13 protein-coding genes are annotated in these 16,047 nt (G+C 47.7%); 12 read left to right on the forward strand and 1 reads right to left on the reverse strand.

Annotation, left to right across the window (positions count from 1 at the left end; all coding sequences use genetic code 11):
• Nucleotides 1–107: 107 nt before the first annotated feature.
• On the reverse strand, nt 108–2,894 hold the full coding sequence (gene barA / locus L4D76_RS00005; protein WP_428438897.1) for a two-component sensor histidine kinase BarA: 2,787 nt from the start codon (nt 2,892–2,894) through the stop codon (nt 108–110).
• Nucleotides 2,895–3,016: 122 nt separating this feature from the next.
• Between barA and rlmD the strand changes: the two genes are divergently transcribed.
• The 12 genes from rlmD (at nt 3,017) to L4D76_RS00065 (ending at nt 16,007) form a co-directional block, all read left to right on the forward strand.
• Nucleotides 3,017–4,357: a 23S rRNA (uracil(1939)-C(5))-methyltransferase RlmD gene (gene rlmD / locus L4D76_RS00010; protein ID WP_428438898.1), complete on the forward strand. Its 1,341-nt coding sequence runs from the start codon at nt 3,017–3,019 to the stop codon at nt 4,355–4,357.
• Between the two features lie 33 nt (nt 4,358–4,390).
• Nucleotides 4,391–6,619, forward strand: coding sequence for a GTP diphosphokinase (gene relA, locus L4D76_RS00015; protein ID WP_428438899.1), 2,229 nt, complete (start codon nt 4,391–4,393; stop codon nt 6,617–6,619).
• Between the two features lie 172 nt (nt 6,620–6,791).
• Nucleotides 6,792–7,595, forward strand: a complete 804-nt coding sequence (gene mazG / locus L4D76_RS00020; RefSeq protein WP_428438900.1) for a nucleoside triphosphate pyrophosphohydrolase — start codon at nt 6,792–6,794, stop codon at nt 7,593–7,595.
• A 238-nt stretch (nt 7,596–7,833) separates the two neighbouring features.
• Nucleotides 7,834–9,471, forward strand: a complete 1,638-nt coding sequence (gene pyrG / locus L4D76_RS00025) for a CTP synthase (RefSeq protein WP_428438901.1) — start codon at nt 7,834–7,836, stop codon at nt 9,469–9,471.
• 84 nt (nt 9,472–9,555) lie between these two features.
• Complete coding sequence (gene eno / locus L4D76_RS00030; protein ID WP_428438902.1) at nt 9,556–10,857, forward strand: phosphopyruvate hydratase; 1,302 nt, start codon at nt 9,556–9,558, stop codon at nt 10,855–10,857.
• 284 nt (nt 10,858–11,141) lie between these two features.
• Nucleotides 11,142–11,429 (forward strand): cell division protein FtsB, encoded by a 288-nt coding sequence (gene ftsB, locus L4D76_RS00035; protein WP_428438903.1) that lies wholly within the window; start codon nt 11,142–11,144, stop codon nt 11,427–11,429.
• A gap of 19 nt (nt 11,430–11,448) precedes the next feature.
• Nucleotides 11,449–12,192, forward strand: coding sequence for a 2-C-methyl-D-erythritol 4-phosphate cytidylyltransferase (ispD, locus tag L4D76_RS00040; protein ID WP_428438904.1), 744 nt, complete (start codon nt 11,449–11,451; stop codon nt 12,190–12,192).
• Nucleotides 12,192–12,665: a 2-C-methyl-D-erythritol 2,4-cyclodiphosphate synthase gene (gene ispF / locus L4D76_RS00045; protein ID WP_428438905.1), complete on the forward strand. Its 474-nt coding sequence runs from the start codon at nt 12,192–12,194 to the stop codon at nt 12,663–12,665. Before ispD ends, ispF begins: the two co-directional genes overlap by 1 nt.
• Before the next feature lie 2 nt (nt 12,666–12,667).
• Nucleotides 12,668–13,726, forward strand: coding sequence for a tRNA pseudouridine(13) synthase TruD (gene truD, locus L4D76_RS00050; RefSeq protein ID WP_428438906.1), 1,059 nt, complete (start codon nt 12,668–12,670; stop codon nt 13,724–13,726).
• Nucleotides 13,707–14,456: a 5'/3'-nucleotidase SurE gene (gene surE, locus L4D76_RS00055; protein ID WP_428438907.1), complete on the forward strand. Its 750-nt coding sequence runs from the start codon at nt 13,707–13,709 to the stop codon at nt 14,454–14,456. Before truD ends, surE begins: the two co-directional genes overlap by 20 nt.
• A gap of 2 nt (nt 14,457–14,458) precedes the next feature.
• A complete protein-coding gene (locus L4D76_RS00060; RefSeq protein ID WP_428438933.1) occupies nt 14,459–15,088 on the forward strand; it encodes a protein-L-isoaspartate(D-aspartate) O-methyltransferase in 630 nt (209 codons plus the stop codon).
• 4 nt (nt 15,089–15,092) lie between these two features.
• Nucleotides 15,093–16,007 carry a peptidoglycan DD-metalloendopeptidase family protein gene (locus L4D76_RS00065; protein WP_428438908.1) on the forward strand — a complete coding sequence of 305 codons (915 nt, stop codon included), beginning with the start codon at nt 15,093–15,095 and terminating at the stop codon, nt 16,005–16,007.
• Nucleotides 16,008–16,047 lie beyond the last annotated feature (40 nt).

Here is a 16,047-nt window from a genome sequence, read left to right on the forward strand (position 1 = left end):
CCCTAGACCCTAGACCCTAGACCCTAGACCCTAGACCCTAGACCCTAGACCCTAGACCCTAGACCCTAGACCCTAGACCCTAGACCCTAGACCCTAGACTCTAGACTCTAGTGCCTATACGCCTTTGACGCTTTCACCACGTTGTTCATTTCATCGACCAGCTCGTACAATTCGGGTTCAATGTCCTCGATGGTTGAGTTGGCTTTAAGCTGCGTCTCTATGGTATGGCAGAGGTTTTTTAGGCGCGGTACGCCACTGTAAGCACAGCTGCCATGTAACTTGTGAATAGACGACCATAAATCGATATCTTTGCCGTCTAAGGCTTCATTCACCAGCATTTCCACTTCGGGCATGAAATCGAGCAGCATTTGCAGCATGTCTTTCGCCAGATCTTCTTTTCCCGCGGCTTGTGCCAGTGCCAATTCCCAGTCCCAGCTGATATTTTGGTTCACTGCTACAGTCTGTTCAGGGGAGGGGGCTTCAGTGACATCAGCGGCAATGCCGCCTTCAGCTTCTGTTGGAATCGCTTCATGAGAACTCGTTGTCCACTTAGCCAGTATTTGTTGCAGGATGCGCTCTTCAATCGGCTTGGTGAGGTAATCATCCATCCCGGCATTGATCAACCGTTCACGTTCGCCGGCCATCGCATGGGCGGTAACGGCAATCACAGGTGTAGTGTGGTTCAGATCCGTTTTGTGGATCTCCTGACAAGCTGTTACACCATCCATTTCCGGCATTTGAATATCCATAAAGACTAAATCAAAGGCTTTCTGATGAGAGTACTCCACGGCCTTTCTACCGCCCGTTGCGGTAATCACCGTTTCTACCCGCTCACCCAGCAGTGCCGCGATGAGCTTCAGGTTCGCCGGATTATCATCAACCGCCATAACGGTCAGAGGCTCGATGGTTTGTGCCGGCTCTGGTAGCAGCGGTGCATCCAGCTCAAGTAGATCGTCTGGGCCACAGCTTAGCGCTTCAAACAGTTTACGGTGTGCCAGCGGCTTGCCTAAACAGGCCGAAACCCCGGCATTGATGAGGCGCTCAGACAATGCCAGCTCTGTGGTTGGCAGGCTGACTATCACCTTTTCTGTTATTTGTTCAGCTTTGAATACCCGGTCGAGTAATGTGGCAATGGGTGGCTGCTCGCCCGGCGTTAAGCACAATAGCGCAAAGTGGTGATGCTCGGTATCTTCCGGCATGCTCGAGCGGTAAGTCACTTGCATACCTGCGTTAATTAAGCGCTGTTGAACGACGGAGGCGGCCTGCATGTTCGGTTCGATTAACAGTAGTTTTTTACCGATAAGCGAAGAGGTATCAATCGGCTGAGAAACCGGCAGATCCGTTTTTTGCATTTTTAATGAGAACCAGAAGGTCGAGCCTTGGTGTAGTCGGCTGGTCAGGCGAATTTCACCGCCCATCTGGGTCACCAGTTTCTGGGTGATCACCAGGCCGAGTCCGGTACCGCCGTAACGGCGGGAAATGCTGGCGTCGGCCTGGCTGAATGCCTGGAATAACTGTGCCTGCTGGCGCTCAGAGATCCCGATACCCGTATCACGTACCATAAATTGCAGTTCGACATTTTCATCTTTATCGGTTTTCAGTTCGACCGAGACGTCAATATTACCGCGTTCGGTAAATTTAACGGCGTTACCGATGAGGTTAGTGATCACTTGCTGAATACGCAGCGGATCACCAATTAAGCCTGCGGGGATCCGGTTATCGATTTTCAACGTGAGTTCAAGCCCTTTTTCGTGCGCGCTTGGTGCCAGCAGGCGCATCACTTCATCCAGTGACTCGGTAAAATCAAACGGGATATTTTCCAGCAGTAACTTACCGGCTTCCAGCTTCGAGAAATCGAGGATGTCGTTGATGATAGTCAGCAGGTTATTTGCCGATTTTTCGATGGTTAGCAGGTAATCCTGCTGGCTCGAACTGAGGCGGGTTTTCAGCATCTGACGGGTAAAGCCGATAACACCATTTAGCGGCGTTCGCAGTTCGTGCGACATATTCGCCAGGAATTCGGACTTCACCCGCGCGGCCTCCTGGGCTCGCTTCTTGGCGATATCCAACTCAACGTTCTGGATTTCTAACTGCTCTAACGTTTCGCGCAGATCGGATGTTGCCTGATCGATGCTCTGCTGCATTTCAATGTGGTATTCAGACAGCGAGATCGCCATGGCATTGATACCATTTTTCAAGGTATCCAGTTCACCAAGCAGTTCACCTTCGATACGAATATCTAAGTGACCGCGCCGGATCCGATCGACCACACTGACCATGTGTGAGATCGGCCGGGTAACATCCTGCATTAAGCGGTAAGCAAACAGTGAAGATAGCGTTAATCCCAACAGTAGCACCATCAGTGCGGTGAAAACTTCCTGGTACTGCTGGAGGCGCAGGGTACTTAAGTCTAATTCGAGGGCGATGTACCCTAATGCCTGGCCCTGGGAATTCGACTGTGCGCCACTACCAAATAGACCTTCGGTTAAAATAGGGGCGCGCAGGATCAGCGCATTATCATTGAGCCGGGTATCGAGCAGCAACGGGATCGGTTGATCATCCGGATACATCAGGGTTTCAAAGTTACGATGAAAGTTCGAGGTGACAAATAATTGATTGCTGGCATCAAAGACGGCAATGCTGCGGATGATCTGGGAATGCTTACGGTGGGCATAACTGATCAGGCGACGAACCGCCTCCCGATTTTTATCGGTCATGCCATATTCAGTCGAAATTGCCAGCGGCTCAATGATACTGGCACCAGTAGAAATCAGCTGGTGTTCCAGATCCCGGTAGCGGCTCATCGTGAAAAAGGCGCTCAATAATAGGCCTATAATCAATGTCGGTGCTAATGTCAGGGTAAAGACCCTGGCACGAAGTCCATATTTGGTCATGGTTCTCTTAATTACAAGAATGCGATTCTGTGGGAGAATTGTCGTCCACCTGTGGCCTTTAGCTTAATGAAACTAGGGCTACTCGACAATCAACCAATGTCTTTTCAGTGAGTCAAAACACTATGGCACGCTTTTTTAAGCCTCAAAAACGTAAAATAACCGACACCAAGCATAAAGAAATTACAATCAGCCGATTAGATCACCTTGGCTCAGGTATTGGTCATATTAATGGTAAATCTGTCTTTGTTGATGGTTTATTGCCGGGTGAAAAAGCATTGGTTCAGTTTACTGAAGACAAAAAGCAGTATGCCCGTGCCAAAGTCATCAAGCGTCTTACCGATAGTCAGGCGCGTATTAAACCGCATTGCCCGATCTATGACCAGTGTGGTGGATGCAACTTACAACATTTATCCCATCCAGGACAGGTTGAGGCTAAGCAACAGGCGCTAACAGATCTAATGAGCAAGTTTGCCGTCACTGAGCAGCAAACATTTTCCCAGGTCGCTCCGATTGTTGGCAGTGAGCTGCATTACCGCCGCTGCTCCCGATTCAGTATTAAGCCGGGAGCGGGGAAATTGCAGTTTGGCTTTCGCAAGAAACAGAGCAAAGAGATTGTCGATGTTGAGCAATGTCCGGTGTTGGCGCAATCACTGAATGAACTTTTACCGCCATTACGCAGACTGTTAACTCAGTTGAAAGGGCAAAAGCACCTCGGGCATGTTGAACTGGTGGAAGCGGATAACGGGCGGGTGGTCTTAATTCGTCATTTAAAGCCGTTTTCTGACAAAGATATGACGTTAATTCGCCATTTCGCTCAAGAGCATAATGTTATTCTATTCTTAGCGCCGACATCGGATGACATCGAGCTTGTTCATGGTGATACGCCGTATTATGAACTGGAAGAACTTAAGCTGTATTTTTCACCAAAAGACTTTATTCAAGTTAACCGTGAAGTGAATAAAAAGATGGTTCGGCAAGCCGCCGATTGGCTGGATATTCAGCCAGATGATCGTGTACTGGATCTGTTTTGTGGGTTAGGCAATTTTAGTTTACCGCTGGCAAAACGAGCAAAAGCACTGGTTGGTGTTGAAGGTATCGAAGAAATGGTTCATCGTGCCACAGAGAATGCGATGTGCAACAAGCAGACTAATGCCGCCTTTTATCAGGCGAACCTGGATGATGATGTCACTAAGCTGCCATGGGCGCGTGAACCCTTTAATAAAATATTATTGGATCCGGCGCGTGCAGGTGCTGCGGGTGTGATGCAGCATGTAGTGAACCTTAAGCCTGAAAGGGTAGTATATGTATCATGTAATCCGGCTACGCTCGCGCGCGATAGTCAGGTATTACTGCAAAAAGGTTATCAGTTGGAACGCTTAGGAATGCTGGATATGTTTCCGCATACCGGACACCTGGAGTCAATGGCCTTGTTTAGCAAAAAGAGTCCGGCCACCCAAAAATAGTGTTTCCTTAACAGAGAAAAACAGGATTGAAAAATGGTCGCAGTTCGCGGTGCGCATTTAAAGGAAAATGATACATTTGAGCTTTCATCTTGGGTTGAGAGTTTGCAGCAAGACGCCAAGGTGTCAGGCCGCATTCAAAAAACCTATCAGCGATGTATCGATCTAACGACTGAGGAAGAGTCTGCGCCATTACTGCTATGGCGTGGCCGCGAAATGGTAGAGATCCTTGTTACCCTGAGTATGGACAGGGATACGCTGATTGCAGCGCTACTGTTCCCGCTGGTGGAAGCGGGCGTTTATGACCATGAGCAGGTCAAGGAAGATTACAACAGCACGATTTTGCAGATGGTGACTGGGGTCGAGCAAATGGCGGCAATCGGGCAGCTTAATGCGACCACTGAAGGTGCGGCGCAATCAGCGCAGGTTGATAATATCCGCCGCATGCTGTTATCGATGGTGGATGATTTCCGCTGCGTGGTGATCAAGCTGGCTGAGCGTATCTGTAACCTGCGTGAAGTAAAAGACGAGCCTGATGAGGTGCGTCGTGCAGCTGCACGTGAGTGTGCCAATATCTACTCGCCACTGGCTAACCGTCTGGGTATTGGTCAGCTTAAGTGGGAAATCGAAGATTACGCTTTCCGCTATCAGCATCCTGACACCTACAAGCAGATTGCCAAACAACTCTCTGAGCGCCGTATCGATCGCGAGCAATATATCGACTCTTTTGTCTCAGATCTTTCCGAATCAATGCAAGCTTACAACATTAAGGCTGAAGTGCATGGCCGCCCGAAGCACATCTACAGCATCTGGCGTAAAATGCAGAAGAAGAATCTGGCCTTCGATGAGCTGTTTGACGTACGTGCCGTGCGTATCATTGCAGATCAGCTCCAAGACTGTTATGCCGCATTAGGCGTGGTGCACACCAAGTATCGCCATCTGCCGAAAGAATTCGACGACTATGTCGCCAATCCGAAACCCAATGGCTATCAGTCGATTCATACCGTGGTACTGGGGCCTGAAGGCAAGACAATTGAAATTCAGATCCGTACCAAGCAAATGCATGAAGAGTCTGAACTCGGGGTTGCCGCGCACTGGAAATATAAAGAAGGCTCGTCTGGCGTTGCAAAATCATCCTATGACGAGAAGATTAACTGGCTACGTAAATTACTGGTGTGGCAGGAAGAAATGTCAGATTCCGGCGAAATGCTGGAAGAGTTACGCAGCCAGGTCTTTGATGACCGCGTTTATGCGTTTACGCCTAAAGGGGATGTGGTTGATTTGCCGCTTAATGCGACACCACTCGATTTCGCCTACCACATTCACTCGGAGGTCGGCCACCGTTGCATTGGTGCCAAGGTCGAAGGCCGGATTGTACCTTTCACCTATCACTTGCAAATGGGTGAGCAGGTCGAAATTATCACTCAGAAAGAGCCTAACCCGTCTCGTGATTGGTTGAACCCCAACCTTGGTTTTGTTACTTCAAGCCGTGCCCGCGCCAAAGTACATGCCTGGTTCCGCAAGCAAGATCGTGATAAGAATATGATTGCCGGGCGTGAAATGCTTGAAGTTGAACTGAACAAGGTCGGCGCAACATTAAAAGACGCTGAGGCATACGCATTAAAGCGCTTCAATGCTAAATCACTCGATGAGTTGTTTGCTGGTGTCGGCAGTGGCGATCTGCGTATTAATCAGGTTATTAACCATATCAACACCATGGTTAATAAGCCAACCGCAGAAGAAGAAGATCAGCAGCTGTTAGACAAACTGACAGAGGCGGGAACGAAAACCAGCACCAGTGCGAAAAAACCGCAACGTGATGCTGTTGTGGTTGAAGGGGTGGATAACCTGATGACCCACCTGGCTCGCTGTTGCCAGCCGATCCCGGGCGATGAAATCGTTGGTTTTGTTACCCAGGGCCGAGGTATTTCGGTGCACCGTAATGACTGTGAACAGCTGGAAGAACTTCGCCACCATATACCAGAGCGTATTATCCATACCGTATGGGGCGGGGGATTTGTCGGTAACTATAATATCACCGTGCGGGTGACCGCTTCTGAGCGCAATGGTTTGATCAAAGATCTGACCAATACCTTTGCCAATGAAAAAGCCAAAGTGGCCGGAGTGAAGAGCCGGATCGACTATAAGAAACAGATGTCGGTCATGGACTTTGATTTAGAGCTGACCGATCTTGACGTGTTGAGCAAGGTTCTGAAGCGGATCGAGCAGGTGAAAGATGTCGCTGAGGCTAAACGGCTGTATTAACGAGAACCTAGAACCTAGAATCTAGAAACTAGAAACTAGAAACGGGAAGCCATTGTGCTTCCCGTTTTTGTTTCTGGTAATCTGAGGCGAATAGGGTCTGTTTATCTTCCAACATAATTGCTGCTGGAAGATAAACAGACCCTAACCTAACCAATATTGATAGCGACGAATTATGAGTGATAACAAGCCGGCACCACTGGAAACCTTATTAGAAATCATGAAAACTTTGCGTGATCCAAACCAAGGATGCCCCTGGGATCTTAAACAGACCTTTGCTTCGATTGTGCCGCATACCATTGAAGAAGCTTATGAAGTCGCTGACGCGATTGAACAGCAAGACTGGAATGATGTGCGCGAAGAGCTGGGGGATTTATTGTTCCAGATTATTTTTTACAGCCAGATGGGTAAAGAGCAAGGGTTGTTTGATTTTAATGATGTGGTCAATGGCCTAAATGAAAAGCTGACCCGCCGTCATCCCCATGTGTTTGGTGAGACTGATTTTGCTGATGATGCGGCGATCAACGCTAACTGGGAAGCGGAAAAAGCCAAGGAGCGTGATGCGAAAGGCCAGGATAGCAGCGTACTAGCCAATATTCCGCTGGCACTGCCGGCGCTGAGTCGTGCTGATAAAATTCAGAAGCGTTGCGCAAAGCACGGTTTTGACTGGGATTCTGTGGGGCCGGTCGTTGATAAAGTGAAGGAAGAGCTTGATGAAGTGATGGATGAAGTCATTCAGGTGTCGGTTGATCACAATAAGGTTGAAGAAGAAATGGGGGATTTACTGTTTTCGGTGGTGAATTTGAGCCGTCATTTGCAGGTCAAACCCGAACAGGCACTGCAGCGAGCCAATAAAAAATTCGAGCGACGCTTTCGCGAAGTTGAAAAAAGTGTGCTAGAACAAGGAAAGCGCTTTGATGAATGTTCTCTGGAAATGCTTGATGCCGAGTGGGATAAAGTCAAGAAACGAGAGCGATAATGCACTGAAAATAGGTGCAACAGGCATGATCTTGACGTTTTATCATGGTTTTGGTGATGTGATTCAATGGGTTCACTTTTAAGCGATAAGCTTGTGCAATCGGTATAATTGATTTGAAACAAAAAAAAACGATGAATGCTGTGATAGTTTTCACGTTGTGGAATAAAATGTGTCTGGTATACTAATTTCCCGTCCAGATAGTTTTTAAATCCTCTATAACCAATCTTCCAGGTCAAACATGACAACGAATTACATTTTTGTTACGGGCGGGGTCGTATCCTCACTAGGTAAAGGTATTGCTGCAGCATCTCTGGCAGCTATTCTAGAAGCGCGTGGTCTTAAAGTGACCATGATGAAGCTAGACCCTTACATCAACGTTGATCCAGGCACAATGAGCCCGATCCAACACGGCGAAGTATTCGTTACGGAAGACGGTGCAGAGACCGATCTCGATTTAGGTCACTACGAGCGTTTCATTCGCACTAAAATGACCAAGCGTAATAACTTTACGGCTGGTCGTGTTTACGAAGAAGTGCTGCGTAAAGAGCGTCGCGGTGACTACCTTGGCGCAACCATTCAGGTGATCCCACACATCACGAACGAGATCAAAGATCGTGTGATTGCTGGCGCCGAAGGCCATGACATCGCTATCGTTGAAGTGGGCGGTACTGTTGGTGATATCGAATCTCTACCATTCATGGAAGCGATTCGTCAGCTCGCTGTACAGCAAGGTCGTGAACATACTATGTTCATGCACCTGACTTTGGTTCCTTACCTGGCTGCTGCTGGTGAAGTGAAAACTAAGCCGACTCAGCACTCAGTAAAAGAGCTGCTTTCTATCGGTATTCAGCCAGATATTTTAATCTGTCGTTCAGACCGTGTCATTCCGGCTAATGAGCGCGCTAAGATCGCACTGTTCTGTAACGTGCCGGAAAAAGCTGTAATTTCGATGAAAGACGTAGATTCAATCTACAAAATCCCTCAGCTAATCAAAGCACAAGGTCTTGATGATCTGGTATGTAAACGCTTTGGTATTACAGCCCCTGAAGCTGATTTGGCTGAGTGGGAACAGGTGATCTACGAAGAAGCGAACCCAACTGATGAAGTAACAATCGGTATGGTAGGTAAGTACATCGAACTGCCTGACGCTTACAAATCGGTTAACGAAGCACTGAAACACGCTGGCCTTAAAAACCGTCTGTCTGTGAAAATCAAGTATGTTGATTCACAAGACGTTGAATCTAGAGGCACAGAAGTGCTTGAAGGTCTGGATGCCATTCTGGTTCCTGGTGGCTTCGGTAGTCGTGGTGTTGAAGGTAAGATCCTCACAGCACAATATGCTCGTGAAAACAAAATTCCTTATCTGGGCATTTGCCTGGGTATGCAGGTAGCACTGATTGAATTCGCACGTAATGTTGCGGGTCTTAAAGATGCACACTCTACTGAATTTAACGCTGAAACTAAGAACCCGGTTGTTGGTCTAATCACCGAGTGGGTTGATAGCGAAGGTCAGGTAGAGAAGCGTACTGAGACATCTGATTTAGGCGGCACAATGCGCCTTGGTTCTCAGCTATGCCACCTGAAAAATGGTTCTAAAGTGCGTGAGCTTTACGGTAATGCGACGATTCATGAGCGTCACCGTCACCGCTATGAAGTGAATAACAATTTGCTTCCAAAACTAGAAAAAGCTGGATTGAAAATTTCTGGTCTGTCAGCAGACAAGAAATTAGTGGAAATTATTGAATTGCCTAACCACCCATGGTTTGTGGCTGCTCAATTCCACCCTGAGTTCACCTCAACTCCTCGCGATGGTCACCCTCTATTTGAAGGTTTCGTGAAGGCAGCAGGACAAAACCTGCGTGGTGAGCTTAAATAAGTAAGGATTACGGATAGCTGTAGAAATAAACCCCTACAGCTATTTTTTAGCTTTTAAATTGAAGATAAAGCAAGAGGAAACACAATGTCTAAGATCGTTAAAGTTCTAGGTCGTGAAATCATCGATTCACGTGGTAACCCAACAGTAGAAGCTGAAGTTCACCTAGAAGGCGGTTTCGTAGGTATGGCTGCTGCTCCATCTGGCGCATCAACTGGTTCTCGTGAAGCTCTTGAACTACGTGACGGCGACAAGTCTCGCTTCCTAGGTAAAGGCGTTCTTAAAGCTATCGAAGCTGTGAACGGTGCTATCGCTGAAGCTCTACTTGGTAAAGATGCAAAAGACCAAGCTGCTATTGATCAGGTAATGATCGACCTAGACGGTACTGAAAACAAGTCTAAGTTTGGTGCTAACGCAATCCTAGCTGTTTCTCTAGCAAACGCTAAAGCAGCTGCTGCAGCTAAAGGCATGCCTTTATACGAGCACATTGCAGAACTAAACGGTACTGCTGGTCAGTTCTCTATGCCTCTACCAATGATGAACATCATCAACGGTGGCGAGCACGCTGATAACAACGTTGATATCCAAGAGTTCATGATTCAGCCAGTTGGCGCGAAAACGCTTAAAGAAGCACTACGTATCGGCGCTGAAGTATTCCACAACCTTGCTAAAGTACTTAAGTCTAAAGGCCTAAGCACTGCAGTTGGTGATGAAGGTGGTTTCGCTCCTAACCTAGAATCTAACGCTGCTGCACTAGCTGCAATCAAAGAAGCTGTTGAAGCTGCAGGTTACGTGCTAGGTAAAGACGTTACTCTAGCAATGGACTGTGCTGCATCTGAGTTCTACGACAAAGAAGCTGGCAACTACAACATGAAAGGCGAAGGCAAAATCTTCACTTCTGAAGAGTTTAACTTCTACCTACAAGACCTTGCTAACCAATACCCAATCGTATCTATCGAAGACGGTCTTGACGAATCAGATTGGGATGGCTTCAAGCACCAGACTGAACTTCTAGGCGACAAGCTTCAAATCGTTGGTGACGATCTATTCGTTACAAACACGAAGATCCTTGCTGAAGGTATCGAGAAAGGCGTTGCTAACTCTATCCTTATCAAGTTCAACCAAATCGGTTCTCTTACAGAGACTCTAGCTGCAATCAAGATGGCTAAAGATGCTGGTTACACAGCTGTAATCTCTCACCGTTCTGGCGAGACTGAAGATGCAACTATCGCTGATCTAGCGGTAGGTACAGCTGCAGGTCAAATCAAGACTGGTTCTATGAGCCGTTCTGACCGTGTTGCTAAGTACAACCAGCTAATTCGTATCGAAGAAGCTCTAGGCGCGAAAGCACCTTTCAACGGTCTTAAAGAAGTTAAAGGTCAAGCTTAATTATTAAGCAATGACTTTGGGTGAACAACCCTTATTCTTCTGAAACCGCCTCTTTTGAGGCGGTTTTTTTATGTCTGAAGAACTTTTTACATCTGAATAACGCAGACTAAAAGCCTAACGCTAGTCACCAACTATGGTTTGTGGGATTATTACAAGTTAGATATTTTTAAAGAATATCCATTCCCCTGATTAGTTGCCCTTATGGGGGGGAGAGTAACGAGTGGAATGAATATTTACCTACATACGACTGGTATAACGTATTTAACGCGAAAGTGGGGACATGCATGCGTCTGTTAACCGTGCTGCTGCTGGCTGTTTTAGGTTGGCTACAATATGATTTCTGGCTCGGTAAAAATGGCCTGATGGATTATTTAGCAGTAGAAGGCAATGTAAAAATACAACAGAAAGCGAATGCTGAACTCGTACAGCGCAACCAGCAGATGTATGCTGAAATCCATGATCTTCACCGCGGTCAGGAAGCGGTAGAAGAGCGTGCAAGAAATGAACTTGGCATGATTAAGCCGAGTGAAACTTTTTTTCGCATTGTGGGTGAAAGCAGCCCAAATTTTTAACTCTTAACGAAACCTAGCCATGACCCAACAACTCACTGCCGTCGTACCTGCTGCCGGGGTTGGTAGCCGTATGGCAGCTGACCGGCCTAAGCAATATTTACACATTGCGGGTAAAACGATTTTAGAACACACCATCGATCGCCTGTTCAGCCATCCGGCGATTGAACGAATAATTATTGCGATCAGTAAAGGTGATCCCTACTTTCCTTCGTTGCCGCTCGCCAGCGATCCTCGCATTCAGGTGGTTGACGGCGGCGCAGAGCGAGCCGATTCAGTTTTTGCAGGATTGGCCGCTATTGAAGATAAGAACAGCTGGGTGCTGGTGCATGATGCTGCAAGGCCATGTGTACGGTTAGCGGATCTAGAGCGGCTGGTGACGGCTGCGCTGCAAAGCGAAGATGGTGCGATTTTGGCGGCACCTGTACGCGATACCATGAAGCGCGGCTGCCGGTTGCAAGCTAATAAACAGCAAAGTCATGATCTGCATAACAGCGGCCTGCAAGGTATCACTGAAACCGTCGATCGTGACAACCTCTGGCATGCACTCACCCCGCAGATGTTTAGAGTGAAGCAATTACGGGAGTCATTGCAACAAGCACTCAAAGAAGGTGCTGTCATTACCGACGAAGCGTCGGCGCTGGAATATTGTGGGTATACCCCACTGCTGGTTAAAGGGCGGGCCGATAACCTGAAAGTAACCCAGCCTGAAGATTTAGCCCTTGCCGGCTTTTATTTGGAACAACTGATTAAGGAACAGCCCTGATGCGAATTGGACACGGTTTTGATGTGCATAAGTTTGGTGGCGAAGGCCCGGTGATCATTGGTGGTGTCGCTATCCCTTATGAGCAGGGTTTAATTGCACATTCTGATGGTGACGTTGCTCTTCATGCTGTGTGTGATGCTTTGCTGGGTGCCATTGGTGCCGGGGATATTGGCCGCCATTTCCCGGATACCGATGCTGAGTGGAAAGGGGCTGATAGCCGTCTCTTACTGCGTGACGTCTACAGTAAAGTAAAAGCAAAAGGTTATCGGCTGGGTAATCTGGATGTCACTATCATTGCCCAGGCACCGAAAATGGCACCGCACATTGATGCGATGTGCCAGGCAATTGCCGACGTTCTGGAAACAGAAATTGAGAATATTAATGTTAAGGCGACAACCTCTGAACGTCTCGGTTTTACGGGGCGTAAAGAAGGTATTGCTTGTGAAGCTGTGGTCTTAATTCAAAAGGTATAACGATGTCTAATGTCATGGACAACTTTTGTTGGTTATATGAAAAACCAACGTGTCAGGGGCGGATCAAAGCTCAGCCTGAACACTTTGTCGTCAAAGAAAATTTAGGCTTTGATTTTGCCGGGCAAGGCGAACACTTTATGGTGAAGATCCGTAAGACGGGTGAAAACACTAAGTATGTGGTCAATGAACTGGCGAAAGCGTGCGGTGTCAAATCTCGTGATGTGAGCTGGGCCGGCCTCAAAGATCGTCATGCGGTGACGGAGCAGTGGTTAAGTGTTCACCTGCCCGGTAAGCCGGATCCTGATTTAACCCAGTTTGTGGCAGAGCATCCGGGGATTGAAGTATTAGAAACTACCCGTCACGATAAAAAATTGCGTCCGGGCGACTTAATCGGTAACTGGTTCCAGTTACGTTTGCTTGAGCTGGATAAGCCGGATGAACTAACCGCGAAATTAGAACAGGTTAAGCGCCATGGCGTGCCAAACTATTATGGTGAGCAGCGATTTGGCCATAGTGGTAATAACGTGGTGAAGGCGCGTAGCTGGGGCAATGACGAATTTCGAGTTCGTGACAAGAGCAAGCGCAGCTTTTACTTATCAGCGGCACGTTCTTGGCTATTTAACATGGTACTGTCCGCGCGTATTGAGCAGGGTAACGTTCACTCGCTGATGCTGGGTGATAGTTTGCAAAATACGGGTGAAGACAATTGCTTCCTGGCTGAAACGATTAGCCCTGAACTACAAACGGTCATTGATGAAGGGCGCGTAAATATTACGGCACCATTAGTGGGTGATAATGCCTTACCGACTCAGGCCGATGCTGAAGCATTTGAATTAGCGGTGATTGAGCAAGAGCCATTGCTGCTTAAACTGATCCGTGATAACCGTATGCGTCATGAGCGTCGTTCGTTGTTGTTAAAACCACAAGATATGGAATGGCAGTTTGATGGTAATGATCTCGTGTTGGGTTTTTCCCTGCCCGCGGGTTGTTTTGCAACCTCTGTGGTACGAGAGCTAATAATTGAGCTAGAGGATGGCGACCATGCGAATTTTAATCAGTAATGATGACGGCATTTTTGCTGAGGGTATCAATACACTTGCCTGTGTATTGAGTGAGCTGGGTGACGTTACCGTCGTCGCACCGGATCGAAATCGTTCCGGTGCTTCAAACTCTTTAACACTCGATAACCCGCTGCGTATCCGCAAAGAAGGACCAGGCAGGGTCTCTGTTGAAGGTACACCGACCGATTGTGTCCACTTTGCTCTGAATGAGTGGCTGGATCAGCGCCCGGATATCGTGGTGGCAGGCATTAACCACGGTGCCAACCTGGGTGATGATGTCTTGTATTCCGGTACGGTAGCGGCTGCTACTGAGGGACATTTCCTCGGTGTACCGGCAATCGCGGTATCACTGGTGGGTACTGTATACTTTGACACTGCGGCGCAGGTGGTCAAAGAGCTGGTCCGCAATTTGATTGATAAGCCATTGCTAAACAATCAGATTCTTAATATTAATGTTCCGGATGTTCCTTTGGCTGAGTTAACTGGTTGGCAAGTCACGCGATTGGGAGCGCGTCATCGTGCGGAGCAGATGGTCAGAGATGAGGATCCACGCGGTAAACCTCTTTACTGGCTTGGTCCTCCGGGAGCTGGCCAGGATGCGGGTCCCGGTACGGATTTTCATGCCATCGAGCAAAAATCGGTGTCGATTACCCCGCTGCAAGTTGATTTAACTGCCCATAATGCCATTGAAGGTGTTGAGCAATGGATGAAAGAAGTGGAGATCAAATAAGGATGCGCTATGTGGAAGAACGTCACCGCTTGGTGGCTTTGTTACGACGGCAGGGGATCCAAAATGAGCAAGTGCTGAATGCGATTGAAGCGGTTCCCAGAGAGCTGTTCGTTGATGAGGCATTTTCCCATAAAGCTTACGAAAATAATGCCTTACCCATTGGTAGCGGGCAGACGATTTCACAGCCTTATATCGTGGCTATAATGACGGAGTTACTGGATCTCAGCCCAAACTCCAGTGTGCTGGAAATTGGCACTGGCTCGGGATACCAGACGGCTGTCCTGGCGCACCTGGTTAATCATGTTTACTCCGTGGAGCGAATAAAAGCGCTGCAATGGCAGGCTAAGCGTCGCTTGAAACAGCTGGATCTTCATAATATTTCGACTAAGCATGGGGATGGTTGGCTGGGATGGCATAACAAAGGGCCTTTTGATGCCATTATTGTTACCGCAGCCGCAGAAACCATTCCTGCTGAATTACTTGAGCAGCTGGCTGATGGTGGCCGGTTAGTCATTCCTGTTGGTGATGAGTATCAGGTACTGAAACAGATCACCCGTACCGGTGATACATTCTCTTGTCTGGATATTGAAGCCGTTCGATTTGTCCCCCTGGTGGCAGGAGACTTAGTGTAAAGTCATGGAAGTGCGCGTGAGCAAAAATATATGGCCCCCTTTGTCAATAGCAGCCGCTTGTCTGTTGCTATTGTCTGCCTGCAGCAGTCACGCGCCTGCACCGGTTTCGAGTATCGGAAAAGATTATTCACAACTCGATCGCGGTAGTCACCGCGGCAGTTACTATGAAGTTAAAAAAGGCGATACCCTCTATTTTATTTCTTATGTAACGGGTCGGGAAGTGAAGGAGATCATTGCCCAGAATAAGATGTCATTTCCTTATACCATCTTCCCCGGGCAAAAACTTCAGCTATGGAAACCTAAGTATGTGGCACCGGAATATGGTCATGCCGGCACGGTTGCAGTTGTTAAACCCCCAGTAAAAACAACTAATAGCACTTCTAAGCCAAAACAAAAACCAAAGCCGAAGAGTAACCCTCCGGTGAAGCAGACAAATGCTGAGCAAAAAACAACCAATAAAAATGTTGATCAGGGTCGCACAAAGGAGTACTCTCAAAACACAAAAGACAACAAAGTTGTCACAAATAATACGAAGAATACCAACAAGGTGGCCCGGTGGGCATGGCCAAGCAAAGGTCCGATTATCGCAACCTTTTCCAGCTCTGATAATGGTAATAAAGGTATCGATATTTCAGGCCGGCGTGGACAGTCTGTGAATGCGTCAGCCGGAGGTAAAGTCGTATATGCCGGCAATGCGCTCAGGGGGTATGGCAACCTTGTGATCATTAAGCATAGTGATGATTATCTTAGTGCTTATGCGCACAATGATAAGGTATTAGTTAAAGAGCAACAGACAGTAAAAGCCGGGCAGAAGATTGCTTCGATGGGAAGCTCGGGAGCTAGCAGTGTCCGTTTGCACTTTGAAATTCGTTATAAAGGCAAATCCGTGGATCCTCTGAGGTATTTGCCGAAAAAGTAAAAATGACATAATGAAGTTGTATGTCTTGCTTAGTATTGCT

Source organism: Photobacterium sagamiensis (assembly GCF_050337085.1).
Lineage (GTDB): Bacteria > Pseudomonadota > Gammaproteobacteria > Enterobacterales > Vibrionaceae > Photobacterium > Photobacterium sagamiensis.

Bases quoted from the DNA above. Each gene is read 5' to 3' on its own strand.
- ispF (WP_428438905.1), top strand. From the start codon at position 12,192: ATGCGAATTGGACACGGTTTTGATGTGCATAAGTTTGGTGGCGAAGGC.
- mazG (WP_428438900.1), top strand. From the start codon at position 6,792: ATGAGTGATAACAAGCCGGCACCACTGGAAACCTTATTAGAAATCATG.
- barA (WP_428438897.1), bottom strand. From the start codon at position 2,894: ATGACCAAATATGGACTTCGTGCCAGGGTCTTTACCCTGACATTAGCA.
- truD (WP_428438906.1), top strand. From the start codon at position 12,668: ATGTCTAATGTCATGGACAACTTTTGTTGGTTATATGAAAAACCAACG.
- eno (WP_428438902.1), top strand. From the start codon at position 9,556: ATGTCTAAGATCGTTAAAGTTCTAGGTCGTGAAATCATCGATTCACGT.
- pyrG (WP_428438901.1), top strand. From the start codon at position 7,834: ATGACAACGAATTACATTTTTGTTACGGGCGGGGTCGTATCCTCACTA.
- ftsB (WP_428438903.1), top strand. From the start codon at position 11,142: ATGCGTCTGTTAACCGTGCTGCTGCTGGCTGTTTTAGGTTGGCTACAA.
- ispD (WP_428438904.1), top strand. From the start codon at position 11,449: ATGACCCAACAACTCACTGCCGTCGTACCTGCTGCCGGGGTTGGTAGC.
- L4D76_RS00060 (WP_428438933.1), top strand. From the start codon at position 14,459: ATGCGCTATGTGGAAGAACGTCACCGCTTGGTGGCTTTGTTACGACGG.
- relA (WP_428438899.1), top strand. From the start codon at position 4,391: ATGGTCGCAGTTCGCGGTGCGCATTTAAAGGAAAATGATACATTTGAG.
- rlmD (WP_428438898.1), top strand. From the start codon at position 3,017: ATGGCACGCTTTTTTAAGCCTCAAAAACGTAAAATAACCGACACCAAG.
- L4D76_RS00065 (WP_428438908.1), top strand. From the start codon at position 15,093: ATGGAAGTGCGCGTGAGCAAAAATATATGGCCCCCTTTGTCAATAGCA.
- surE (WP_428438907.1), top strand. From the start codon at position 13,707: ATGCGAATTTTAATCAGTAATGATGACGGCATTTTTGCTGAGGGTATC.